The sequence below is a fragment of the Paenibacillus zeisoli genome, assembly GCF_003994465.1.
Classification (GTDB): domain Bacteria; phylum Bacillota; class Bacilli; order Paenibacillales; family Paenibacillaceae; genus Fontibacillus; species Fontibacillus zeisoli.
In genome coordinates, this window is record NZ_RZNX01000012.1 from 40536 (window position 1) to 64228 (window position 23693).

At 45.3% G+C, this 23693-nt stretch carries 27 protein-coding genes and 1 pseudogene; 8 read left to right on the forward strand and 20 right to left on the reverse strand.

Going from position 1 to position 23693, the window contains the following annotated elements; all coding sequences use genetic code 11:
- The first annotated feature begins 183 nt into the window (after window positions 1-183).
- Entirely contained in the window at window positions 184-669 is a 486-nt protein-coding gene (locus tag EJP77_RS18645) for a hypothetical protein (protein WP_185897399.1), read from the forward strand.
- A 304-nt stretch (window positions 670-973) separates the two neighbouring features.
- Here the strand turns inward: EJP77_RS18645 and EJP77_RS18650 are convergent.
- The 19 genes and pseudogenes from EJP77_RS18650 to EJP77_RS18730 all read right to left on the reverse strand — a co-directional run.
- Window positions 974-1183: pseudogene (locus EJP77_RS18650) on the reverse strand (HAD hydrolase-like protein); the annotation flags it as partial.
- Window positions 1183-1551: a hypothetical protein gene (locus EJP77_RS18655; RefSeq protein ID WP_127200776.1), complete on the reverse strand. Its 369-nt coding sequence runs from the start codon at window positions 1549-1551 to the stop codon at window positions 1183-1185. The pseudogene EJP77_RS18650 and the gene EJP77_RS18655, both read right to left, overlap by 1 nt.
- A 119-nt stretch (window positions 1552-1670) precedes the next feature.
- On the reverse strand, window positions 1671-2018 hold the full coding sequence (locus EJP77_RS18660; protein WP_127200777.1) for a hypothetical protein: 348 nt from the start codon (window positions 2016-2018) through the stop codon (window positions 1671-1673).
- A 213-nt stretch (window positions 2019-2231) separates the two neighbouring features.
- Window positions 2232-2546, reverse strand: a complete 315-nt coding sequence (locus EJP77_RS18665; RefSeq protein ID WP_127200778.1) for a hypothetical protein — start codon at window positions 2544-2546, stop codon at window positions 2232-2234.
- 107 nt (window positions 2547-2653) lie between these two features.
- Window positions 2654-3019 carry a hypothetical protein gene (locus tag EJP77_RS18670; protein ID WP_127200779.1) on the reverse strand — a complete coding sequence of 122 codons (366 nt, stop codon included), beginning with the start codon at window positions 3017-3019 and terminating at the stop codon, window positions 2654-2656.
- Window positions 3020-3123: 104 nt separating this feature from the next.
- Window positions 3124-3525 (reverse strand): GNAT family N-acetyltransferase, encoded by a 402-nt coding sequence (locus EJP77_RS18675; RefSeq protein WP_127200780.1) that lies wholly within the window; start codon window positions 3523-3525, stop codon window positions 3124-3126.
- A 21-nt stretch (window positions 3526-3546) separates the two neighbouring features.
- The gene (locus tag EJP77_RS18680) at window positions 3547-3939 is read right to left on the reverse strand and encodes a VOC family protein (RefSeq protein WP_127200781.1); all 393 of its coding nucleotides are present in this window, start codon (window positions 3937-3939) and stop codon (window positions 3547-3549) included.
- Window positions 3940-4075: 136 nt separating this feature from the next.
- Window positions 4076-4255, reverse strand: a complete 180-nt coding sequence (locus EJP77_RS18685; RefSeq protein WP_127200782.1) for a hypothetical protein — start codon at window positions 4253-4255, stop codon at window positions 4076-4078.
- 256 nt (window positions 4256-4511) lie between these two features.
- A complete protein-coding gene (locus EJP77_RS18690; RefSeq protein WP_127200783.1) occupies window positions 4512-5030 on the reverse strand; it encodes a hypothetical protein in 519 nt (172 codons plus the stop codon).
- A gap of 508 nt (window positions 5031-5538) precedes the next feature.
- Window positions 5539-5841, reverse strand: coding sequence for a DUF6188 family protein (locus EJP77_RS21110; RefSeq protein WP_221886024.1), 303 nt, complete (start codon window positions 5839-5841; stop codon window positions 5539-5541).
- A 354-nt stretch (window positions 5842-6195) separates the two neighbouring features.
- Window positions 6196-7290, reverse strand: coding sequence for a hypothetical protein (locus EJP77_RS18695; protein WP_127200784.1), 1095 nt, complete (start codon window positions 7288-7290; stop codon window positions 6196-6198).
- Between the two features lie 318 nt (window positions 7291-7608).
- On the reverse strand, window positions 7609-7977 hold the full coding sequence (locus tag EJP77_RS18700; protein ID WP_127200785.1) for a hypothetical protein: 369 nt from the start codon (window positions 7975-7977) through the stop codon (window positions 7609-7611).
- Window positions 7978-8176: 199 nt separating this feature from the next.
- Window positions 8177-8734 (reverse strand): hypothetical protein, encoded by a 558-nt coding sequence (locus EJP77_RS18705; protein WP_127200786.1) that lies wholly within the window; start codon window positions 8732-8734, stop codon window positions 8177-8179.
- 165 nt (window positions 8735-8899) lie between these two features.
- A complete protein-coding gene (locus tag EJP77_RS18710) occupies window positions 8900-9403 on the reverse strand; it encodes a hypothetical protein (RefSeq protein ID WP_127200787.1) in 504 nt (167 codons plus the stop codon).
- 201 nt (window positions 9404-9604) lie between these two features.
- A complete protein-coding gene (locus EJP77_RS18715; RefSeq protein WP_127200788.1) occupies window positions 9605-10567 on the reverse strand; it encodes a hypothetical protein in 963 nt (320 codons plus the stop codon).
- Window positions 10568-11134: 567 nt separating this feature from the next.
- Window positions 11135-11449 carry a hypothetical protein gene (locus tag EJP77_RS18720; protein ID WP_127200789.1) on the reverse strand — a complete coding sequence of 105 codons (315 nt, stop codon included), beginning with the start codon at window positions 11447-11449 and terminating at the stop codon, window positions 11135-11137.
- 398 nt (window positions 11450-11847) lie between these two features.
- On the reverse strand, window positions 11848-11982 hold the full coding sequence (locus EJP77_RS21040; protein WP_281278506.1) for a hypothetical protein: 135 nt from the start codon (window positions 11980-11982) through the stop codon (window positions 11848-11850).
- A 382-nt stretch (window positions 11983-12364) separates the two neighbouring features.
- On the reverse strand, window positions 12365-12568 hold the full coding sequence (locus EJP77_RS18725) for a hypothetical protein (protein WP_127200790.1): 204 nt from the start codon (window positions 12566-12568) through the stop codon (window positions 12365-12367).
- A 36-nt stretch (window positions 12569-12604) separates the two neighbouring features.
- A complete protein-coding gene (locus EJP77_RS18730) occupies window positions 12605-12952 on the reverse strand; it encodes a hypothetical protein (protein WP_127200791.1) in 348 nt (115 codons plus the stop codon).
- 225 nt (window positions 12953-13177) lie between these two features.
- Between EJP77_RS18730 and EJP77_RS18735 the strand changes: the two genes are divergently transcribed.
- The 5 genes from EJP77_RS18735 (at window position 13178) to EJP77_RS18755 (ending at window position 19852) form a co-directional block, all read left to right on the forward strand.
- Window positions 13178-15241 (forward strand): transglycosylase domain-containing protein, encoded by a 2064-nt coding sequence (locus tag EJP77_RS18735; RefSeq protein WP_127200792.1) that lies wholly within the window; start codon window positions 13178-13180, stop codon window positions 15239-15241.
- 94 nt (window positions 15242-15335) lie between these two features.
- Window positions 15336-16244 (forward strand): DNA-3-methyladenine glycosylase, encoded by a 909-nt coding sequence (locus tag EJP77_RS18740; protein WP_425464263.1) that lies wholly within the window; start codon window positions 15336-15338, stop codon window positions 16242-16244.
- Window positions 16245-16461: 217 nt separating this feature from the next.
- Window positions 16462-16845 (forward strand): ArsR/SmtB family transcription factor, encoded by a 384-nt coding sequence (locus EJP77_RS18745; RefSeq protein ID WP_127200793.1) that lies wholly within the window; start codon window positions 16462-16464, stop codon window positions 16843-16845.
- Window positions 16838-19108 (forward strand): heavy metal translocating P-type ATPase, encoded by a 2271-nt coding sequence (locus EJP77_RS18750; RefSeq protein ID WP_127200794.1) that lies wholly within the window; start codon window positions 16838-16840, stop codon window positions 19106-19108. Before EJP77_RS18745 ends, EJP77_RS18750 begins: the two co-directional genes overlap by 8 nt.
- Before the next feature lie 360 nt (window positions 19109-19468).
- A complete protein-coding gene (locus tag EJP77_RS18755; protein WP_127200795.1) occupies window positions 19469-19852 on the forward strand; it encodes an MmcQ/YjbR family DNA-binding protein in 384 nt (127 codons plus the stop codon).
- A 259-nt stretch (window positions 19853-20111) separates the two neighbouring features.
- Here EJP77_RS18755 and EJP77_RS18760 read toward each other — a convergent pair whose 3' ends face one another.
- The gene (locus EJP77_RS18760) at window positions 20112-20627 is read right to left on the reverse strand and encodes a YwhD family protein (protein WP_127200796.1); all 516 of its coding nucleotides are present in this window, start codon (window positions 20625-20627) and stop codon (window positions 20112-20114) included.
- 149 nt (window positions 20628-20776) lie between these two features.
- On the opposite strand from EJP77_RS18760, the gene EJP77_RS18765 reads away from it, so the two are divergent.
- Window positions 20777-22753 (forward strand): M1 family metallopeptidase, encoded by a 1977-nt coding sequence (locus EJP77_RS18765; protein WP_127200797.1) that lies wholly within the window; start codon window positions 20777-20779, stop codon window positions 22751-22753.
- Between the two features lie 12 nt (window positions 22754-22765).
- Window positions 22766-23581 (forward strand): hypothetical protein, encoded by an 816-nt coding sequence (locus EJP77_RS18770; RefSeq protein ID WP_127200798.1) that lies wholly within the window; start codon window positions 22766-22768, stop codon window positions 23579-23581.
- The last annotated feature ends 112 nt before the right edge of the window (window positions 23582-23693 follow it).

The window sequence follows — 23693 nt, forward strand, 5'->3', positions numbered from 1 at the left end:
TTCATTTATATCGACAAATGAATTGGGACATGTAATAATACGCCTGAATTGTAACTAATACTTACTCGCTATTTGGTTGGAGGGTGGGATTAATATCCATGAATAACAAGAGGGTAATTGTCAGTTACTGTTATACTACTGGTGATTCTGGTTCCACTTTTTTCCATAAGGCCACCGTACAAAATGTTATTAGATGTATTCTATTCAAGGAACGATGAACCAAAAATAAATCAAGTAAAGGATTACTTTAAGGCAGAAGAAGTGAAAAGGGTAGATAGTTTTACGACCGACTTAGTCCGTACCTCTCCACATATGTATGGATACTTGGTTAATAAAAAAGGGAAGTCCTTCGTAGTTATTCTAGATCAATATTGGAAATCAGAAGTTTCCGATTCAAGCAAGGACTTTGTCTTACTTTATCCCGGACAATCAATAACATCTTTAGATGAAGAAACGATAAAAAGAATTATCGGCAAATCACCGATGCACCTGCAAAAAAGTGATTTTTCAAAAAAGTATTCTGCCGAAGTCCATCATAACGATGAAGTATCTACAGTTACCGTTTTTAAATTGAAGGCGAACAATAGTGAGAATTTGATGTGGATCAACGAAGATCTACAGCAAATCCTTACTTATAAAGAAGGCAAACGTACACTACAAGATTTTTAGTTTAGAAAATGACCCTGAGGGAATCATGGTTCATCTCAGGGTTATTTTTATGCTGCTCCTGTTCTCAACCGAAATTTTGTTTATGATTTCTTCCATTTCTCCAAATGTTTTTTCTCTAACAATTAGTTATCCCACATAATTCTCTTGCAGCACTTCCCATGAAGTCCATTCCCACTAATATACTTACAAATAAAACCATCGTAACGGTACTCAAAAAAACAATGCTTATTCTCTTCACTTTTCTACGTTGCTTTGGAGATTAAACTCTTCTCTATCGTTCCTTTCTTTCAGGAAATCAGACCCCTTCTGTCTCATTCATGTGATAGTACAGTGAAAAAGACTCGTGTAATGGAGGCCCAATAAAGCATTGTAATTTAGTTAAATCATTCTCTGTAATGCCTTGTTGTAACAACGCGTATTGTACTGCTTTAGAAATTCCTATCTTGGGATCTGTCAAAGTTCCATCTAAGTCGAACAAAAAATAGTATGCTTCATAGCAGCTCCTTCCTCTGATTAGTTATCCTTTGAAAAATCATCAATAGCCTGAACAGCTAATTCCAAAGCTTTAATCCTTCGTTCTAAAAGTGTCCTTTGCGGACTGCCTCCCTTTGACTTAGAATAGGCACTTACAATTGATGGGAGTAGACCCGTTAGTGTGTCACAAGCCTCTGCAATATCTTCCTGGCCATAATGATGAGCTTTTTGATTCCAAACGTTTTCTAGCATGGCTAAGCCGATATAAAGAGCTTTGAGTCGTTTATTTATCAAAGTAGTACTTGCACCTTTATGAGTCATCTGCACCAGGCTATTTTCACACTTACGTATTGTCGATTGGAGGGACTTTATAGATACTAATTTAGTTACGTCTGATACGATTTCCACGTTAAAGCCCTCCTCTCATTTCCTAAAATGTCAGCGATCTACGAACCCGAGAGTCTCTTCTTACTTCCGTATACTATCCAACCAATCATGATTCACAAGCGTCATCCGAACGCCAATGATCACTTTATTACCAATTCACTTGCCCTGATAACACCCTCTGTCAGTTTGGGGTATATCGCATTCCAAAGCATGGATGAAATAAATAAAGTTAAGAAAATCCCTGGATATCTTACCTCCAAATAGCGGGAAGTTTGAATCATGCTTAGCAGCAGTAGAGGAACAATAATAAGTGACGTGATATGCAATCCCGTGTCCCCTTCTTTTGCCCAACTTCCAATTCCTGTAAAATTCAGGAAGCTATCCATTAATGAATATCCATATACGTGGTTACACCCCAATACCAGCAGAACAAAGTATACCGTCATCCAGACCCAGCCGATTTTCACTCGATTATTAGGTGTGGCCAAAATAACACCTCCAATCATATGGTAATTATGTCGTTTACGTCTTGTATTTAAGACACTTGAAGCTATTTCCATTATTATACATACACTGGCCAAAGGACGATACTGCTGCGTTGTTATATCGCGGTAAGAGGATTTCAATAAAGATCTATTATTGTACTGTTTAAATAAAGCCCGGAGAGCTTAATTGCACTCAGGGCTTTAAATATTGAGGCTTTAATTCTTTTGGATTATCTCTATAAGATACATTAGTGCTGCGAAAGCAAAAAACAAAAAAAATAAAGTCGCAATAACGTCAAATACTGGATAACTCGTATTATTTGCATCTCCATAGTGTTCACCACAGTGTGGGCACATTTTAGCAGTCTTTGATATACTTTTTTCGCATACATAGCAAGACATCATGGGGTTCTGTTTCTCTTCTTTGCTTTCCGTAAAACCATAGTATGCTTTTAATAAATACATACAAGCAAAAAATAAACACATAAGTATGATCAATGAAAAAAGACCGATTCCTAATATAATTTCCAACAAACTAAACCTCCTAACCTTCACTTTGTAAATTTACATTTGAGATTACAACATGCAATGAGAAGATTTAACTTTAGTTGAGAGAGGCCCTGCTGAACATGTATTATTTATCGCTGAAGCTCTAACGACGTTCCCCACTTCAAACGAATATTTGGTCTTGTTTGAATTTCTAAAGGTTCCACAAAATTCTCTTCATTAAAAGTTATTAGTAAGCCTTCTTTCACCTTATCTCTATATATCCTGATGTCTTTAATATTCTCTAATGTTAGTGTAACGATCTGAAACCCGCTCTTATGTAATAACTTAATTTCTCCATTGCTGATCTCGGGAACTAAACTAAATTCAATTTCAAATTCATCTCTCCTTATTGAAAATGTAGCACCAGAGTAGAACCATGGTATATCGGGTTCACCAATCTTAGCATCACACTCAAATAAATATTCAAATTCATATAATTTCGGAGAAGAACTCACTAAACACACCTTCTTTCCTCTTTAGCCAAGCAGGGTTTTCTGCCAAAGCTGATTACTTATTATCTTCTTTTGTAAAGGAATCTTGTTCAACACACCCCAAAATCCTACACCACATCTGAAATAAACATTGCCCGAGTCCCTTCCTCTGGCTTAAATCCAAATATTCTATAGAATTCTTCTGCACTTTCATAAGAAATAAGCACTTTGGTCTTGATATTGGAATATCGGCGAAGCATTTCTTCCATCATTCTCTTTCCGATCCCTAATGATTGATATTCTCCATGAACTAACATGTAATGGAAGTATACCGTCATCACTCCGTCAGACAAAGCATTGATTAGACCAACTAATTTGGTGTTATCCCATGCAGTGATAACCGAATGTGAGTTCGTTATAGCCTGTTTGAGTTCATCTGGAAAATCTCCTGAGTTCCACTCCACAGAGTGAAACAGTTCTTGAATGGCTTGTTTATCAATTTCTTTTGTATCTTTAATTATAATGTTCATGATCTCACTCCTAAGCGTCGCCTATATCCAGACTTTCATCCGTTCATCTAAATTCGAAGTATGCAGTTCCAATTCGATACCATCCGGGTCGAGAAAATTTATACTCCATCCTCTTCCTCTTTGCACTGGCCCTCTTACTATGGTTATGTTCAACTTCTTAATTTGCTCTACCGCTTCTTGAAAGTCCTCCTCACTTATATAAAATGCTACATGATCTAATCCGGCATTTCCCTGTTCTAGGCTTCCTAAATTATTTCCTTGTATCAGGCATATCCAAGCTGTTCCCCATTCCAGGTAGGCATCCGTCTTCCCTTTATGCCTGAGCTTCATTTTCAATGAGTTACAATAAAAATCCAGTGATCTTTCTAAATTACTCACGTTCAATGTTATATGGCTAAAACCGAGAACTTTCATTTCTGCAGACCTCGCTTGCAAATTCGTTTTTGCTAAATCTCACATAACGTTCTTGTATCTTCAAACCCAAGAGGCTTATGGCAGGCGTAGCTGCTGGCATTCTAATAGATCTTGCGCAAGCGCGGGTCCGACGGACTTAGCCAGTGCAGGGTTGTCCGGCTGCTTTCACTTCCCCGAAATCCTTCTGCCGGACCGAGGGCCGGATGGCCCGATGCACGAATATGGTGTTATCTGTAGTAAATGCCTTCTTCGAAATGCCTTCGCTTTCCCACGGGGTAAGCTTCGGTTCCGAATCCGCTTCGTCTATGACCTCCATATTCTATACATCCTTGTTAATTGCTCTCTTAAGCATTTATTGCAGATAACGTTCGTGTATTCACGACGCCCCACCACCCGAAAGGAGCGAAGCGACTGGCCGCGACGCGGTTGGGTGGTGCGGGTGTGTCCGGTTGATTATACTTCCTCGCTATTGAAATTCTCCATTTTGAACACGCTTCATACTTCTGCCGGACCATGCAGCCATAAGGCTGCGATGCGTTAATATGGTGTTATCGGAAGTCACTTCTTCTTGCTTAAACATTCAATTTCTCTTTTATATGTTTTGGAATTATATTTTCGGCTATTATCGTTTGCCATACCCAAAAAATCAAATTCCTTGTTTTATCGATTGTAGTATTGTATTGCTCTTTAGATCTAAGATAGTAGTCTCTTAAATCATTTGACAAACATTCCTCGAGTTTATTTAGATGTTCCTCTGTAAAGACGAAATTTAAATCATGTGCAAACTTATTTCTAAATTTATTTAGTTCATTTATTACACTATAATACTCTAAATCTAAAGCACCTATTGCAAACACAAGTCTAGTAAAATCGGAGAATTTAAGTCTATCTCCGAGCATTTCTGGATGAGCTAGGCTTTTTTCTAAAATTTGCTTAAGTTCATGTTCAATGTACAAATGACCTCTAAGAATTATTTGAATTATGTTTTCACTTCTAGTATCTTCTTCAAATTTACTGAATTGCAATTCAAATTTCTCTAGTATTTGAAGGGTTTCATTTGCATCTTCATTATTCAATTCTAACGGTTTCATATGTTTTCCTCTTCTCTTCCGTTCTTAAGTGATTTCCGATAACATTCTTGTGTTCACGAACCCTCACTGGCTTAAGCGCGCAAGCGCGGGTCCGACGGACTTAGCCGTGCAGGGTTGCCCGGCTGCTTTCACTTCCCCGAAATCCTTCTGCCGGACCGAGGGCCGGATGGCCCGATGCATGAATATGGTGTTATCTGTAGTAAATGCCCTCCTCGAATTGCCTCTTCGCTTTCCCACGGGGTAAGCTTCGGTTCCGAATCCGTTTCGTCTATGACCTCCATATTCTATACATCCTTGTTGATTGTTCTCTTAAGCATTTATTGCAGATAACGTCTTTGTATTCACGACGTCGATCCCCCTTAGATAGTTCTTATCTTAGGGGGACCGAGGGCCGGATGGCCCGATGCGAGAATATGGTGTTAGATGAAGTGGGCGACTTCTTTGAATTTGNGAGAATATGGTGTTAGATGAAGTGGGCGACTTCTTTGAATTTGCTCGCAAATCAACTTTAATCATTCTTCCAATGCGAGTAGCCACCACCTGGTGTGGAGACTACAAAAAATTGACCTGGTCCTTGAAGTTGCCATCCCTCATACCAAGAACTATCATGAAACAAATCAAGAAAGACATCTCTGTCAAATACCACAATAAGATCTGAAATGTCTTCAAAGTGAATAATGTCTTTAATTATGTTTCCTATCAGGGCCCTCTCTAATTCTAAAAATGCTTGTTGCCTCTTATCTACTATTTCTGTTTCCGGTTGTCCTACAACTATTCTATTGTTAGTCCGTAGCCTCCAAGGGCATTCCATAGTTAGATGTCATCATCAAGTATTATTATTGGATACATTCGATTAACTTCAGTAACGGATTGGCCTATGACTGAAGAGAAGTTAATAAGGCTCTTATCTCTTTGCACTAGATCACCTTCTATCTTTCTATATGTCCGGCAATTTCATCTAACGTTTTTGTGTTCACGAACCTTCACTGCCTTAAGTGACCGGAGGGAACTGCCGCGACGCGGTTAGGCAGTGAAGGTTGTCCGGCTGAATTGTTTTCCCTGTTACTTCTCAGAAACCGCTTCCTACTTCGGCCGGACCAAGGAGCGATAGCGACGCAGCGTGAATACGGTGTTATGTGATGTCCCCTTACTTCTTAGAATTTTCTTAAAATGTCTTTGAAGCTGATTGCTTATTTTGCCTTGCATCAATTATTATAGGCTTGATGGTCAAGCCTCTCTCTGATTTAATAGATATTGCTGAATCAATCATCTTTTGACTTTTATTTAGTTCATTATCATACTGTATTATTACAACGAAATATGCCATTGTCACTTTCTCTGATAACATATATTGAATAGTTTGTTTCTCCAGACCATGTTTTAGGTTGTTATATCCTCTCTTTATTTCGGCAATCACTTTAAAATCATTCCCGTAAGAGAATTTAAAATCTACAGGCCCTGTTCCAGTTGCAGCTTCTGGTGTTATATCTATATTGTTATTCTCACAATAGAACCGACTAATGAAATCTAAAAGTTGTTGAGCACTTTTCTCGTTCTTAGCTGACCCATCTTCATTCCACAACAATTTATAGGCACCTTTTAAAGTAATCGAATGTGAAAAGTATTCCATAATTCTATCTATATGAAATATGAAATCTTCAAAACTTAAGATTTCTCCTCCGCTCTTGTTAATTGAGATATCAGAGGGATATAACGATTTTTTAATGTTAAGATATTCTTCTCTGATATCATTAGGCATAAGATCAGTATATTCGTCAAGATTAATATTCATTCTATTCTCGAAATCATAAGGATCCTTCATGAATTCCTGAGTATACTGAGCTACCCACCTGAAATCGTGATCTTGAAAAAGTATGTGTAGGTACAAATCTATATCATCCAAATTATCCATGATATATTCATCATCTGTTTGCTCTTCGTCTTCATAATTTTCGCCCACATGCATGCCATGATCTTTCCAGTAATCTTGAGTAAAACATAATAATCTAAATAGAGCCATTTCGTGAATTGGTTTTAGTCTATGTAAATGATCATCCGAGGTCCAAGCATCCAACTCAATCATTGTTTGGATACATTTGTCTTGTTTCTCTATCCATATTAATCGTGGGAAAAATGATGAAAAACCCTCTTCTGGACCTAAATTCCTATAAAAATCCATATAAATATCTAAGTAATCATTAATTTTATTGTTTATCATTTTTTTTGTTGAATCTTTAAGATCGCTATATATTCTAATCATAGAGGTCTCCTTTTTTTAGTTTCTAGGGGGATTTCACATAACGTTCTTGTATTCACGAACCCGAGAGGTTTAAGGCACGTTAGGGCCGGGTGGCTTTGCCACTTAGCCTCGCAGGGTTGTCTGCTGATTCCACTTCCTCGAAATGCCTCGGCAGACCAAGGGCCGTCAGGCCCGCCGCGTGAATCCGGTGTTATCGGATGTCCACGACTTCTTGAGTTTCCAGGAATTTCTTTGCTTCTTTATATATTTCTACTTTTAAGTCTTGTTCATTCGGTTTGTAATATTCATCGTTATATATAATCCTGTCAATTCCATCATCTAACTCGATCCATTGGAGAGATATAGTGGATGCTCTAATTCAACCGATACTTTAAATATATCTTTAACTACATCAAATAAATTACGTGAATTATTGAGAATTTCTAGGCAAAGTTCTCCAACAAATATTCTCGCACATTCTTCAAATTCTGGCTTATTAATATTCAAATCATTTAGGGTTCTTTGAAAGTAATCTTGATACTTAAATTCATTCTCTGATTCATTCATTGAGGCGAGCATATATAATTGGTTTGATTCAATTCCGGTTTCTAATAGTTTATAAGCCCAGTTCCAATAATCTGAACCTGATACATTATTCTTATAAATCTTATAGTAAATGAGATCGGTTGATTTTTTAACATTTTTCATTTTCTTCACTCTTTCCGAGGATTTCCGATAACGTCTTACGCATTCACGAACCCGAGAGGCTTAAGCAGCCATGGCGATCAAACAAAGTGATCGCCTTGCCGGGTCGAAGACTTAGCCTCGCAGGTGTTGCCCCTGAATCCTCTTCCCGAAACCCCCAGCAGATCGAGGGAGCGACAGCGACCGACGCGTGAATGCGGTGTTATGCGATGCCTGTACCCTCTTTGATTCGCCCAAGGATATCAGCGATTCTTAGCCCTTCAATTTTATTTATCTCTATACCATAGTGTTGATTAATAATTTTGGCTTTCTCTTCAATTAATTCGTCTGACCAACAAAAATCATATATAGAGGACTCATCCGAAATGAACATCCCATGATAGTCCATATTAAAAACAATTCTGAAGAATTCCACTGTTTCCTCATCAAGGTGTTCAATCTTATCACTACTTGCAAAAGTAAGAGTCATTCTAGTCCCTGGACGTGGTATCTCACGTCCTTTAGAAACATGTTTCTTAAATCTCTCCTCTAAGTTTTTATATGCTTCCTCTTTTGAATGACCGTCACCATTCATCCAAAACCAGTTAATAATCCTTGCCTCCCACGGATACATCGTTAAATGCGTTCCAGTAAGATCACTCATTTCTTGTTTTCGGTATTCTATAGGGAAATTTTCAAGATCCCAATTCTTAGTGAAGTAAGATAAACATCTCTTATAAATTGCTTTATAAGGTCGGAGAAATTCAGCTACTTTGTTCATACATATTGCTCCTCGCACAGGTTTCGCATAACGTTCCTGTATTCACGACGCCTGGCGAATGCCAGGTGTGTCCGGCAGCCTCTGCTCCCCCGAAATCCTCTGCCGGACCGAGGGCGTATGCCCGATGCGTGAATATGATGTTATATGACGGTGCACTGAACCATCCTACATGTCTTGTAAGAGCCATTCTAAATCAAAATCATACTTTTTAATTAGTTTCTTCTCTTCGTATTGTGCAATATAATCAATTATTGCTTCTAGAACTCCTGTATGAATAATCATTGAAAGATTTGAAGAGGCGTCTTTAGTCAACATTATTCCTCTTTGCTTTTCTAATTCCAACATTCGTTCTATAATCTCTTTAAATCCCCTTAAGGATTCTTCATCTTGATAAATAAACTCCCTGTTGAGGTCTATACTCATTAATTCTTCCTTATACTGTGCAATTTTTTCAATCTGTCTTTTTTCAGCTAAATCAGCACTTCGTTGGTAAGGTCCCAGACGGAATTCTGTTCTCCATTTGACAAATAATTCTTTCGATATCCCCAATTCTTTTGAACCATCCCACTGGTCTAAGTTTCGATCTACTACTAGTTCATACATCACTTCTTTTAAAGGTTTTCCATATCTCTTCTCAATTAGCTCTTTATACTCTTTATTAGTAAGCACTTTTTGTTGCCTCCTATATTTCATCGTACTGTCATATAACGTTCTTGCATTCACGAACTCTCACCGACTTAAGACCGAAAGGCCGGGCGCAGCGCGCTTAGTCGGTGCAGGGTTGTCCCGCTGAAACACATCTCAGAAATGCCCTTACGGACCGAGGAGCAGCAAGGCTCCGATGCATGAATGCGGTGTTATCGGATGCCCTCAGGCTCCCTGAACAACCCTCGAAATTAACGGAAACCATAGCCTGGCCAATTCCATTAGTAACCTTATGACATCAATAACCGCATAAAGAACCAATATAGATACTAGAAACAATAGAAAATAAATTATTGTGAAAGCAATAAATCTTTGTAACAAAGAAACCAGTTCCTTTATTAGAGAAGGAGACTCACCGATGTAATATTTTTTTCTTTTATAAAAGAAAGTAATTCTTGGTACTACTTCTGTGTTAAGAACCCTCTTTATCCAAGCTAAGTTATAATTCAACCGAATACCAAGGAATTTATGATCAACAAACTTCTCATAGTTTAAAATGAAGTAGTGTGTTTTTATATAAAGCTTACTTCTAAAATATGAATTCTGGATGCGACTTTGTTTTGTTGTTAACTCAGAAACAAATAGTTCAAAAGAATCCCAATCCAACAAATGATTTGTATCATTGTTGTCGCTTAGAAATATTCTCTCACTAAACCCACCACGAAGATTGTAGAGTTCAACGTTTAAAGTCTTGATCCTTGTCTTATCTTTATAGAAATAAACGAAACCACGTATCAGTTCGATATCTTCTTTTGAAGTATTATTTAATTTAACTTCAATTATTTCCAAGATCCCATTTTTAATCTCATCCTGATAGTATCTATGTACACTAAGATTTACAAAATCCCCTTCCGTTTCATAATTGAAGGGGGAGTATAAATGCTCTTTTATTCTATCGCGTGATTTTCGGTCACTAACTTGCAGCAGCTTCAAGATACTCACTAACACAATTATAATAAGTATCAAACTCCACGAACTATAAAGCACTTTCATTCCACTTGTGAGTAACCTCTCCTTTTGGTTGGAAAATCCCTTTAACAACCCTAAGTTGATGATCACGACAAAAACAAGTGACAGCAAATATATCCTTTTGTTTATGTTCTTTAATAGCTCCAGCAGGTCTTTCATAGCTCTCTCCTATCAATTAATTCTGAGGATTTCCGATAACTCTCTTGTATTCGCGAACCCTCACTGGCTTAAATACTCAAGCGCGGGTCCAACGGACTTAGCCAGTGAGGGTTGTCCGGCTGCTTACGCTCCCCCGATACTGAAATGCCTCTACGATTCCTCTTCTAAGCTCGAGCCGGACCGAGGGCGTATGCCCGATGCGTGAATATTGTGTTAGATGAAGTATTCGCCTTCCGTGAGCTACTTAAAGATATATTTCAAATCCTTCGTAAAGTTCTTTCAAATACTTATTCTTAATATCTAGTTGCGCTATTAAATTTAGTTTGTTATTTACTATTACTTGGTTAAAGTTGCTCACACTATCATTCACTCGTTCAGCAGTTACATTCTCTAATGAGTAACTATTATCGGGCCAACATTCATTAGTATCAAAGAAGGCCTTAACATCCTCTTCGATTGCACTTCCCCCGATTATAAAATGAAACTCATTGTAGAAGTCTCGAAGTAAACTATAATACTCGTAATGTTCCGCTTGCCCGATACCGATCTGTTGCCATTCTGGTGCATCTAACTCTGATCCATAAAAACAAATCGAAAAACAAAGTAGATTGGTATTAATTCGTTCAACAATAATAATGAATGTCGTGTTCTATTTAAATAAAAAGTTAGATTTAAACTTATTTGATTTACAATCCTATCTTCAGGCTTATCTTCATCAAAGGGATACCCATGGTAGAACTCTTCAATAAATTCTGGGGTATTATGTAGTACTATTTTGATTTTTGATGAATTTACTAATCTAATAATTGTCTGATAAAGCGGTTCAATATCTTCAATAATAAAACTGAGCTCAAAAAATGGTCCGCCTTGTAACCAATTCATCTAAGAACTTTCCTTTCAATTAGTTTGTGAATATTTCATCTAACTCTCTTGTATTCAAATTGTTGATTATGCCTGTTGTTATGTGCATATAAATAAAATTTTAAATCTCTTCTAATTGCTTTTTTAATCTCCACTTTTCCCGCATCCCTTAAGGTCTCGGATTTTCACACCAATAAACTAACTTGAATTCCGCAATCGTAAGTAAGCATTCGAACCATACTCCTTTTATATAATTCTATGTGCCATAACCCCATACCTTCCATATTTCTACAGAAGAGTGCCGGCATCACACTGGTAACCTAACAAACACAGACATACAAAAAAGAGACAGCCCTCCCTCGGAGGATCTGTCCCAATTCTTTTTATCCTTGATTTCACGTCTAAATCAGCAGTATTACTTACTTGCTACTATCCGCATTGATCACACGCATAGCGCCCAACACCAGGTTATATCCGTCCGGATCCTGAATACATGCGTTCTTGAACTCCCAGCCTCCATGAGAGCCAGTGAATGGCTCTGGATATAATTCCACCTTTCTCCCGTACTTCCTCTACGAAAGCGTCCAACCCTTCCCATGATATGCTTATAAAAGAGTCCCACGCATAATCCGGACCTTCCCATTCGGTTGGGTAATCGGAGCGCTTTTACGCGACTGCGTTCGGTTTTACACCCATTTATAGAAGAAGCCTGCTGCAAAAGGAACACCCTATCATCTCTCTCAGCATGGCCCCAGCCGTCGATTGTACAACCAAGTACATGGCTGTAATACTCCTGTGATTTCTTCAGAACAGAGACAAGCCTGACTTGGATGGCCCGCCCCAATTTAATTTTAGGTGTGTTGTTGGGCTCCGCAGGATGCTGATTACTCATATCAACCGCTCCTCTCCGCTTCCCCATAAAATAAACTACACTCCCTACCTCAAGTGCCGCTCCACCATCCCCATAATCACGGCTTTCAGCTCATCCCTAAACGTCTCATTGGACATTCCTAAATATGCTTCTCCCACTTCTGTATATCTCTTCAATTCTTCTCTACTCAAGTACTCTGCTGGATTGATGCCAAGTTCTTTAAGATAGTTAGTCAGGGCTGTGAATTCAACAAATTCGTTCTTTTCCATCGAACTTCCCCCTATTCATATCCATATGTACCCGGCTTATTGAGACAGCTCCTCCAAATACCCTTTCATACTCGGGCTTCCCGACCTTTTGCCAGAGATTAGCCATGCAGCATACAAGATAACCACAGCCACCAGAGGCACGAACCAGTACGCGACTGCCAGCAGCAGGACAGGAATCCCCACAAAAGATAGCATAAAATGCTTCCATCCCCCGCTCGCATCCGGCCCGGTTACCCACACGATGACATCCAGGTAGTTGTTGGCCCAATAATACAGCCCATAACCCACCACTAAATAAGGTATGAGCAGAATATACCAATAATTCAGCACCCACTTGGCCGTCAGGATCAGTCTGCGCTTAGCTTTGCTTAATCGATCACTCATTCGTTCAACCCCTCAAGTCTTAGCTGCACTCCTCCTGTTAATCTTCTATATCCTCCCAGGGAAAACCTCCCGCAATCAAGCCTTTACCGCCCTTTACGCCAAAAAAGTTTCTCTTCCTCCTCCGTCCCTTTACTTCTCCAAGTGAATAACTACCCCAAACTTTCCCATACTGGAAAATAGGCCTAGCCCAGGCAAGTCAGAAGGAGAAGGAGGCAGCTACCTACGATGCAGCGACTATCACGAAGCGGCCGCAGCCCCCGCCGGGGCTTACGGCTGTTCTTTAGAATTGCTCTGATCACCGCCGTCCTCGGCATTTGTGCGATCGGGGGAACCTTGATCTACCTGGCCAATACGCCGCTGCCGACAGCAGACTCGGACCGGAATTCCCGGCTGGTGGATGTGAACGGTGAGACCATTGCGACTTTTTCCTCCGGGGCCAAGAACCGGATCAGTGTGAAGCTGGATCAGATTGCGCCGGATCTCATTCACGCCACTTTGGCTGTGGAAGACCGCAATTTTTATAACCATATCGGATTTGATATTAAAGGCATGGGCCGCGCCGTGCTTGTCAATATTGAGCACCTGGGCACCGTTCAGGGAGCCAGCACTTTGACCCAGCAGCTTGCCCGCAACCTGTATCTGTCCCACGAGCGCACCTGGACCCGCAAGGCGAAGGAAGCCATGTACACGGCCCAGCTTGAGATGAAATACAGCAAGGATGAAATCCTGCAGATGTATTTAAATGAAGTGTATTACGGGCATGGGGCGTATGGGGTGGAGGCCGCGTCGGAGATGTATTTTGGCAAGCCGGCCAAGGCCTTAACGCTTGGGGAGAGCGCCATGCTCGCCGGAATTCCGAAGGGGCCGACCTACTATTCGCCGTATAATTCCATGAAGAACGCCAAAGACCGCCAGCGCATTGTGCTGAAGACGATGGTTGAGACTGGCGCGATAACCCAGCAGCAGGCCGATGATGCCTATGCACAGCTGCTTAATTTCAAATCACCTTCACAGCGCACTACGGGGGACGATGCTCCCTTTTTCCGCGATTATGTCCGGAATATTGTGGTGAACCAGCTTGGCATTGATGAGAGTCTGCTGGAGCACGGAGGCCTGACGATCTACTCTACCCTGGATATGGAGGCGCAAAAAGCCGCCGAGACCGCAGTCACCGAGGGCACGCACGGAACCCCCGACCTGCAGGCCGCGCTGGTGTCGATTGACCCGCGTAACGGGTATATCAAGGCTTTTGTTGGTGGAACCAATTATACGCAGAACCAGTACAATCATGTCCTGGCCAAGACGCGGCAGCCCGGCTCGTCGTTCAAGCCGATTATGTACCTGACTGCTCTATCTTCCCGCAAAATGACCGAAGCCAGCATGTTCAACAGCGAGCCGACCATGTTCCACTACGACGGGAACCGCAAAACGTACAGCCCGCGTAATTTCGGGGAAAAATACCTCGGCGAGATCGACATGCGCCAGGCGATCGCCGCCTCCGACAATATTTATGCGGTCAATACGATCCTGACCGTTGGGGCGAACCACGTCATCGACATGGCGCGCCGCATGGGCATCGACAGCCCGATGGAGCCCGTGCCTTCGCTTGCGCTCGGGACTTCGCCGGTAAGTCCTTTTGAGATGGCTTCGGCCTTCGCCGTGATCAGCAACCAGGGCAGGAGCGTCAAGCCCACAGCCATCGTAAAAATCACCGACAGCAGCGGCGATGTCCTCTACGAGAACACACCTGTGCCGCAAGAGCAGATTGTCGAGCCCGCCGCCGCTTATGTGATGACCCATTTGATGGAGAGCGTGTTCGACACCGGCGGTACAGGCAACCGCGTATCCGCGGTAATGAAGCGCCCCGTTGCCGGCAAGACCGGCACGACCCATACCGATGCCTGGCTGGTCGGGTTCACGCCGGAGCTGTCCACCGCCGTCTGGGTCGGCTACGACAAGGGCAAGATCCTGGAGACCGCAGAGTCGCGCAAAGCCGCGCCAATCTTCGCCCAGTTCACGGAGAAGGCGCTGGAGAAGGTGCCGCCGAAGATTTTTCCTATTCCAGATGGGGTGGTAAGTGTCTATGTTGATCCACAGACCGGCAAGCTGGCCACAACCGGGTGCTCGCAGAATCAGAGGCTTGAGGTGTTCATCAAAGGCACCGAGCCGTCGGAGTACTGCAGTGCTCATGGCGGCAAAGGCACTCCTGCTCCTACAGAGGCTAAGGACGGCCAGTCTAAGGACAGCTCCTGGTGGGGAGATCTGAAGCGCTGGTGGATGAATAAATAACGGGGTTATTTTGTGCTCGGATTTGCCTCCTTGAGCTTGGTTATATAACATGAAGATAACCCACTTGGACCGGTTCCAGTAAGGAGGCAGTATCATGAGCAAAGAGCAGATACCCAAATCTAAAATAGAAGGTGGGATGACGGAGACGCCTGCGTTGGAATCACCGGCGAGGCAGCTTAATGAAAGGCGCAGCCTGCCTGGTGCTGCGGGCGCTTCGGCGGGTGCGAATGCTGCGACAGCCTCGGGCACTCCGGCAGCTGCGGATGCTTCAGCGACAGCTTCGGGCGCTCCGGCAGCCGCGGATGCTTCGGGGGCTCGGGCAGTTGCGGACGCCGCTTCCGCAGCCCCCCGCCTGCTCCCCGCCTCAATCTACCAGATGACCGCGCTCGAAGCGGCCCCCCGCCTGCTGGGGCATACGCTAGTCCGCCGCACGGAGGACGGGGAGATCCGCTCGCGGATCATTGAGACCGAAGCCTACGGAGGAGTTGAAGACAAGGGAAGCCATGCCTTTGGAGGCCGCCGTACCGATAGAACCTCCATCATGTTCGGGGAGGGAGGCAGCGCGTATGTGTATTTGATCTACGGCATGTACAGCTGCCTGAACGTGGTTACGGGCCAGGAAGGCGATCCGCAAGCCGTGCTCATCCGGGCAACCGAGCCGCTGACGGATTTGGACAGATTGATCATGTCCAAATACCGGGACATCAAGTCCCGCAAGCCTGCCGATCTAAGCAATGGCCCCGGCAAGCTGTGCCGTGCCCTGCGCATCGACCGCTCCCTGAACGGGCTGGATCTGCGCATCCCCGGTGGCCCGATCTGGCTGGAAGCTGGCGATGAGAGTCAGGACTTTGACATCGTAGAGTCCCCGCGCATTAACATCGATTATGCCGAGGAATACGCGGCCAAGCCATGGCGTTTTAACATTAAGGACCATCCGTATGTATCGGTCAAAGCCAAGAATGCCCCAATTTGCGGGACTTTTCAGGGGCTGCAGCTGCGTTAGCCGCAGTATCAAGCCCGGAGAAGGTTCAAATTCCCTGAACCCTTCCCCGGGCTTTTTGCCTGTCTTGTTATATCTGTTTAATAAAGGTTAACTAATATCTAGGACTTTACCCCTAACATTCAAACCTATGTTTGAATATGTTGCAGAAATGGGGTATACTAACCTCAAAACAATCAAACGAACCTTTGAATGATATGCCGAAAGGAAGCGAAGTACCATGGCAACTGAATCTCAAACTGGGCTTGAAGTCTGTGAAATGACCTGTGAACATGATGAGATCACCTCCAAGCTGCGGAGCCTGCTGCAGGAAGATGAGATTGTGGGCATGGCCCAAATATTCAAAGCATTATCTGACCCTAACCGCGTAAAAATCGCTTTTCTGCTCGATCAAGGCAAGGAGTTGTGTGTATGTGACATTGCGGCGCTGCTGGATTGTTCCGTAGCCACCGCATCTCATCATCTGCGCCAGCTGAAGTCCTCCCATATCACGAAGTCGCGCAAGGAAGGCAAGAACGTCTATTATTCGCTGAAAGACCATCATATCCAGACGTTAATCGCTATGACGCTGGAGCACCAGAGGGAGAAGATCGATCATGCCTAACTCATCCGCAAATCCCAAAGCTGAATTCAAAGTGCAAGGACTCTCCTGCGCCAATTGCGCCCGGGAGCTGCAGGACGAGATCCGCAAGCTGGAACATGGGCAGGATGCTGCGCTTCACTATAACAGCGGCAGACTGATTGTGAATCCTAACGTCGACCTCTCCCGTGTCAGCAAAATTCTCAAGAGTGACGGTGCAGCTCTCGTCGACGGCCATTCCCATGACTACGATCACGGTGGACGTGACCACCATCACGATGATCACAGTCATTTAGACGGGCACTCTCATGATCATGCGCACGGTCAGGGTGACGGACATAATCACGGCCACGGCGATAATCACTCGGACAGCCACTCCCATGGGCACAGCCATGATCACGGCAGCCACGAAGGCGAAGGCCGGCTGATCAAATGGCTGCTCAGCACAGCCGCGATTCTCTATATCGCCACCTTTGCACTAGGTAATGTTCTACCGCCAGCCGCACTGATTATCTTCTACGTAGCGGCCATTGTGTTAAGCGGCTACTCTACCTTTTGGCGCGGTCTTAAAAATCTGCTCAGATTGAAGTTCAACATGGACACGCTGATGACCGTGGCTTTGGCAGGTGCCGTTGTGATTGGCGAATGGAAAGAAGCCACTCTGGTAGCCATCCTGTTCGGCCTTAACGAACTGCTTGAAGGCTACGGCATGAGCCGGGCCCGCAAATCGATGGAGGCGCTGCTCAGCGCAGCCCCTAAGCAGGCTGTTGTTCTCCGCGCCGGAGACCGGACGGAGACTATTGCAATCGAGGAGCTTCAGGTGAATGATATCGTTGTTGTCCGTGCCGGAGAGAAAATTCCCTCAGACGGAACAATTACCGAAGGGAACAGCGCGGTGAATGAAGCGGCCATTACAGGGGAGTCGATTCCTGTCTCGAAGAGTGCTGGGGACACGGTGTTCGGCGGCAGCGTGAATACCGAAGGGCTTCTGAAGGTGAGAATCGAGAAGGCTTACCAGGATTCCTCCCTATCGAAGATCATGCATTTGGTACAAGAAGCGCAGGATACCAAGACGCCTACTGAACTTTTTATTGATAAATTTGCGAGATACTACACCCCCGCCATTATGATTATTGCAGCACTTGTTGTTCTGATTCCGCCACTGCTCTTTGGAGCGCCCTGGATGAAATGGGTATATGAGGGGCTGGCCATCCTGATCGTTGGCTGTCCGTGTGCACTGGTGCTTTCTTCACCGATTGCACTTGTTAGCGGGATGACCCGCAGTGCCCGCAGCGGCGTGTTGATCAAAGGAGGCATCCATCTGGAGCAGCTTGGTCGAATCAACATGATCGCCTTCGACAAAACCGGAACGCTCACCGAAGGCCGCCCTGCCGTAATTCAAGAAGTGGTCTACGACTCTGAGCACTTCTACGCCACTGCCGGAGCCATGGAACAGTCCTCTCTTCACCCGCTCGCTGAAGCGGTGGTCCGCAAGGCCGAAGAGTCGGGAGTCGCCCATTTCGCCCCGGTGAGTGACCTTATTACCCTGCCTGGCCAAGGAATTCAGGGAGATATTGAGGGGACTCGCTATTGGGCCGGGAACGAGCAGCTGCTCCAGCATGTCTCTCTTTCTCCTTTGGATAGCGAGCGGGTACAAGCTGACCTTAATCAAATGAAGGAAGCGGGCCTTACCATTGTCCTGGTCGCCGAAGCGAAGCATGTTCTGGGTATTGTCGGGCTCGCCGATCAGATTCGTCCAGAGAGCCGGGACGTAATTACGAAGCTGCACCAGGCCGGAATTGAACATACGGTCATGCTGACCGGGGACCACGCTGGTACAGCAAGGACTGTAGCCCAGGCGACGGGCGTCACGGATTGGTACGCAGGTCTTCTCCCCGAGCAGAAGGTCGACAAGATTAAGGAGCTGGCTGCCAAAGGAAATATCGCCATGGTTGGCGATGGCATCAATGACGCTCCGGCACTTGCCACGGCCCAGCTGGGCATTGCGATGGGCAAAGGCACAGACAGTGCCGTAGAGACCGCCGACATTGTCCTGATGCAGGATCATCTCGGCAAGCTGCCGACAGCGATCAAGATCGCTCGTCTCTCGAACCGAATTATCCGCTGGAACATCGGCATCAGCCTGGGTCTGAAGCTGATTGCCCTGCTCCTGACGATTCCAGGCCTGCTTACGCTCTGGATCGCCGTCATGTCCGATATGGGCGCGACTATTCTGGTCACTCTGCTCGGACTAACCGTCCTGCTTGGCAAAGATAAAGAAGCTTAAGCTCACATCCCCGCATACTGTATTTCTTCATACGGAAAACAAAAGTGGCAGCTCAGGCCTTCATAAGAAGGTCTGGACTGCCACCTTTGTCTAAAAAGCAGCTGCTTGCGGATTACACTATGCAGCTCTGCTCTACCGCTGTTCTGCTGCGGTTCTACTGCTCCTCTTCCATGCTTTTTGCTTCTTTGCTCTTTTACCTCTATACTTTCCTTCCCAGGGCTGATTGTAGGGCTCGCCTTCCATTGAATTGTGAAGAGGGCCAATATACACTAAGAAGGAATGACATTTACATACCTATTAATCCATAACCCATTATCCCCATGAGAACAGCAACTTTCCGAAAGGAGCATGATCCCTTATATGAATCATCAGGAACTCATCGAGCTTGGCCTCGGTTACCCGGGAACCAGCCTTCGTTACCCTTTTGACCCTGGGCTTCCGGTGCTCTATGTCGGCAGCAAAATGTTCGCTCTCCTAGGAAGCCATCTTGACGTAGAATCCGTCAATCTCAAGACCTCCCCCGAGGAAGCCTGGGTTCAGCGCGAGAGCTATCCGGGCGCGGTTCTCCCTGGCTATCATATGAACAAACGCCACTGGAATACCGTTCTGCTGAACGGCCAGGTCCCTGACGAGGTCATCACCGTCATGCTGCAGGAATCTTACCAGCTTGTCGTCGCCATGATGCCGAAGGCATCCAGGCTGCTTCTATTTCAAGGCGAGAAGCCCGAAGCGGAACAGGAATGACACGCTAGGTGGCTGATCACCAAGGTCCAAGCTCAAAGCGCCACACTTCACCACCTCTCACTTTAATACTTAAACCTCACGCGCCAACATCCGACTCCATCTCAATTCCCAGCTCTACCCCTGGCTCCTATCTTTATCTCCAATCCTACTCCCGGCCCTGCAGCCTTACCAAAACCCAAGGCCATCATGCTTCCCATGAGCTCGCCACGAACAAAAAGGGCCCTCCCCTTTGGGAAGGCCCTTCTGTAATTTCCTGTGATTATCCCTCAAGCGCGCTCTTCAGCTCGCTGGAGGAGCGATTCCACCAATCTTCATTATGGGTGATCAGCAGCGTACGCAAAGCCTGCTTTTCTACAGGGCCCAGCTCATCCAGCATAATACGGCGCTTGATCGCATAATCAAGCTTGTTAACATGGTCAGCGAGAATCTTCCATCCGCGCTTCGCCTCGGTATCGATCAGCATCTCACAGGCCGTCGCTCCGCCATACAGCTGCCCTTCTGGTGTACGGTCCACCGCAACCCATACCACCCACACCTGACGTCCCTCCGGCACGTCCTCTTTATTCGCTGAGAATTTGATTCCACGCTCCACTTTACTCTTCGCGTGCATAGCACCGATGTCAATCTTCGCTTCATCGCCATCAATAATGATGGGCGACACGCTGTTCAGATCAATTGAACCTGCCCCAAAACCTTTGTGCTTATTGCTCTTCTCATTCCCGCTGATAATATTCAAGGCAATTTGTTTCTTGCCGGTCTTATTCAGATTGTCCATAGTCCCCTCCGTTAGTGAGCCGCAGCCTTGCTCAAGATACATACTTCCGTCTACTGCAATAGGCTCTATATATTTTAATTTTAACTAATAATCCTCCAGATGCAAACATATACATGCCTTAGATGCTTGTCAACGGGAGGTATCCAAGAATGACCCCACAACGGATCAGAATTATACTCATCTCTATTCTCAGCTTTATTGTTATTGGCGGCGCTGTATGGTTCAGCCTAACACCCGCCCCTGCCCAGCCTTCATTTGCCCCAGAAATGGGCAAGCTCCCGCAAGATCAGCCCAAGGCACCTGACATTATCGCCAGCCCCGGTACGGAGCAGCTTAGTGACCGTGTTGCCGAATATCACATCGATGTGAATCTGAATGAGCAGACCCGCACCTTAACCGGCACCGAAAGTGTGACCTGGAAGCACCCGGGCAGACAGCCGGTAAGCGAACTCTACTTTCACCTGTATCCGAACGCCTTTGCTTCCAAGGATACCACCTTCATGAAGGAGTCTGGCGGCAAACTCCGGGGAGACGCTATGCCGAAGGACGGATGGGGCTCCATGAAGCTGAACGGAATCCGCACCACTGACGGCATCTCCTTAATTCATCGCCTTCAGTATGTTCAGCCTGATGACGGCAATACGAACGACCATACTTTGGTCAAGGTCCGCCTCCCCCGCCCGGTTCAAGGCGGAGAGAGCACTACCCTGCTCATTAACTTTGAAGTTCAGCTCCCTAAAGTGTTTGCCCGTATGGGAACTGCAGATAACTTCGTAATGGCGGGACAGTGGTTCCCCAAATTAAGTGTGTATGAGCCAGCCGGAACACGAGGCAGAGCCTCCGAGGGCTGGAATCTTCATCAATATCACGGAAGCTCGGAGTTCTATTCCGACTTCGGCATCTTCAGCGTACGGATCAATGTGCCAAGCTCCTACATCGTCGCAGCAACTGGCTTTCCCACCAAGACCGCAGTCGTCAAACAGAATCGCAAGACCTATCAGTTCTACGCCGACGATGTGCATGACTTCGCCTGGGCTGCTTCCCCCGACTTCGTCTATGCAGAGGAGCCCTTCTCCTCGGCCGAGATCCCCGGTGTACGAATCAAGCTGTATCTCGATCCGCTTCATAAGGATCTGAAGGATCGTTATTTCTATGCGGCAAAGGCCGCTCTATCTTCCTACAGCAAGTGGTATGGCCGTTATCCCTATTCGACTCTCTCCATCGTTGTACCGCCGGCAAGCGGCAATGGAGCAGGAGGAATGGAGTATCCGACACTCGTAACCGCCTTCGGAGCAACCTCGCTATCACCTGGGTACGAGCTGGAGAGAACCGTCGTGCATGAAATCGGCCACCAATACTTTTACGGCATGATTGCAAGTAACGAATTTGAGGAGGCTTGGCTTGATGAGGGGTTCACCTCTTATGCAGAGGACAAACTCATGGAAAGCGCCTATGGCATTCAGCCTAATCTGCCTATACAGGCAAGTTTCGTGAATCAACCAGCTGCACTGCCGCTGGAAGCATGGAAATACGGATCTTCTGACATTTACGCCCAAAATGTATACACCCGCGGAAAGCTCGTACTGCTCGGCATTGAACGCCAGGTCGGAACAAGCGCCATGAACAAAATCCTGGCTCGCTACAGTGCGAAGTACCGTTTCAAGCATCCCACCACCTCTGACTTTCAGCGAATCGTTGAACAGGTTACCGGGCGGTCATGGAAGGATTATTTCAATCAGTATGTATACAGCGGTCAAATGGCGAACTACGCGGTCGATTCCATTACAGTGAGTCCGGTAACGACTAGCACCGGTCCATTATATGAGTCTGTCGTGAAGATTAGCAGACTTGGAGGAACCTATCCGGAGGTTCCCGTCCTATTTAACTTTAAAGATGGACATCTCGTACGCAAGATATGGAAAGGCGATGAGAATCAAATCGTCTACAAGCTGCGGTACAAACAGCCGCTGGCCTGGGCCATGATAGATCCCGGCTATAGCCTTGTGCTCGAGAACAAGCATATCGACAATTATTTGAAGGCAGAAGTGGAAGAAAAGACCGGAACGCGGTGGAATCTGGGCATAACCAAAGTAGTGGAGTCTCTACTTGGGTTGCTCGCATGGTGAGGTGACAATACAATGAGATACATTCGTAATGGATGGCAAAGTACCAAAGATCAGTTCCCGGTCGTTATTATCTTATTTCTATATCAGCTGCTATGGGGGGTCTTCCTCTATAGGCTGATCAACTCTGCCATTATTCCGCTTCTGCAGCGCTACCCGGACCCAGCACCAAGCGAGCTGAGCCGCGTTCTGTTCCTTGTTGAAGGCCAGCTGGACCTGAAATACAGCTCAGAGGTCCATTGGTACTTCTGGCTTCTTGCCGGGATGTTCATCCTCCGAATGGTGCTTACTCCGCTCATTCAGGCAGGTATTCTGTACGGGCTTCGTCCATTAACCCAGGATGGAGCGGGTCTTGTGTTCTTCCAGGGGATCGGCAGGCTGTGGAAGCCGGTCACCCTCTTTTACCTCATAGAGCTCATTTTTGTACTGGGTCCCGCTTACTGGCTTGGCCCCAAGCTGCTGGACCTCCTGGTGCAAGGTATACAGACTGGCGGCTATCCAGTCCTCTATACGGCTATATATATTCTGGGCTGGCTGATTTATGGCTATCTCATTCATCAGATTCTTCTATATGCTAAGTTCGGCTATATCTTCGGGGAAGGCATGCTCTCTTCTATCCTCAGCTGTTTGCGGAGACTGCTCACTGTAGCCTCCATCTCTCTAATCGTGGGCGGAGCAGCCCTGCTGCTATTCGGAACCTTCAGTACAGCCTCCTTGATCTGGACCGGATTCCTGGCCCTTATCCTCCAGCAATCCTATCCTTTCATTCGTGCACTTCTCAATATTTGGCATATTGCCTCGCAATATCATCTCTGGAACGATAAGAATTAAAACTATTCGCACATCCCCAAGATCCAGCGTCCCCCAAGGCTTCCGTTTCTATGCGGAGGCCCTTTTTCTTTCAAATTTTCAAGCAATCTCGCAAGTAACCATTGCCAAAAGA

Bases quoted from the DNA above. Each gene is read 5' to 3' on its own strand.
- EJP77_RS18645 (WP_185897399.1), top strand. From the start codon at position 184: ATGTTATTAGATGTATTCTATTCAAGGAACGATGAACCAAAAATAAAT.
- EJP77_RS18675 (WP_127200780.1), bottom strand. From the start codon at position 3,525: ATGAACATTATAATTAAAGATACAAAAGAAATTGATAAACAAGCCATT.
- EJP77_RS18680 (WP_127200781.1), bottom strand. From the start codon at position 3,939: ATGAAAGTTCTCGGTTTTAGCCATATAACATTGAACGTGAGTAATTTA.
- EJP77_RS18685 (WP_127200782.1), bottom strand. From the start codon at position 4,255: ATGGAGGTCATAGACGAAGCGGATTCGGAACCGAAGCTTACCCCGTGG.
- EJP77_RS18690 (WP_127200783.1), bottom strand. From the start codon at position 5,030: ATGAAACCGTTAGAATTGAATAATGAAGATGCAAATGAAACCCTTCAA.
- EJP77_RS21110 (WP_221886024.1), bottom strand. From the start codon at position 5,841: ATGGAATGCCCTTGGAGGCTACGGACTAACAATAGAATAGTTGTAGGA.
- EJP77_RS18695 (WP_127200784.1), bottom strand. From the start codon at position 7,290: ATGATTAGAATATATAGCGATCTTAAAGATTCAACAAAAAAAATGATA.
- EJP77_RS18700 (WP_127200785.1), bottom strand. From the start codon at position 7,977: ATGAAAAATGTTAAAAAATCAACCGATCTCATTTACTATAAGATTTAT.
- EJP77_RS18705 (WP_127200786.1), bottom strand. From the start codon at position 8,734: ATGAACAAAGTAGCTGAATTTCTCCGACCTTATAAAGCAATTTATAAG.
- EJP77_RS18715 (WP_127200788.1), bottom strand. From the start codon at position 10,567: ATGAAAGACCTGCTGGAGCTATTAAAGAACATAAACAAAAGGATATAT.
- EJP77_RS18720 (WP_127200789.1), bottom strand. From the start codon at position 11,449: ATGAATTGGTTACAAGGCGGACCATTTTTTGAGCTCAGTTTTATTATT.
- EJP77_RS18725 (WP_127200790.1), bottom strand. From the start codon at position 12,568: ATGGAAAAGAACGAATTTGTTGAATTCACAGCCCTGACTAACTATCTT.
- EJP77_RS18730 (WP_127200791.1), bottom strand. From the start codon at position 12,952: ATGAGTGATCGATTAAGCAAAGCTAAGCGCAGACTGATCCTGACGGCC.
- EJP77_RS18735 (WP_127200792.1), top strand. From the start codon at position 13,178: ATGCAGCGACTATCACGAAGCGGCCGCAGCCCCCGCCGGGGCTTACGG.
- EJP77_RS18740 (WP_425464263.1), top strand. From the start codon at position 15,336: ATGAGCAAAGAGCAGATACCCAAATCTAAAATAGAAGGTGGGATGACG.
- EJP77_RS18745 (WP_127200793.1), top strand. From the start codon at position 16,462: ATGGCAACTGAATCTCAAACTGGGCTTGAAGTCTGTGAAATGACCTGT.
- EJP77_RS18750 (WP_127200794.1), top strand. From the start codon at position 16,838: ATGCCTAACTCATCCGCAAATCCCAAAGCTGAATTCAAAGTGCAAGGA.
- EJP77_RS18755 (WP_127200795.1), top strand. From the start codon at position 19,469: ATGAATCATCAGGAACTCATCGAGCTTGGCCTCGGTTACCCGGGAACC.
- EJP77_RS18760 (WP_127200796.1), bottom strand. From the start codon at position 20,627: ATGGACAATCTGAATAAGACCGGCAAGAAACAAATTGCCTTGAATATT.
- EJP77_RS18765 (WP_127200797.1), top strand. From the start codon at position 20,777: ATGACCCCACAACGGATCAGAATTATACTCATCTCTATTCTCAGCTTT.
- EJP77_RS18770 (WP_127200798.1), top strand. From the start codon at position 22,766: ATGAGATACATTCGTAATGGATGGCAAAGTACCAAAGATCAGTTCCCG.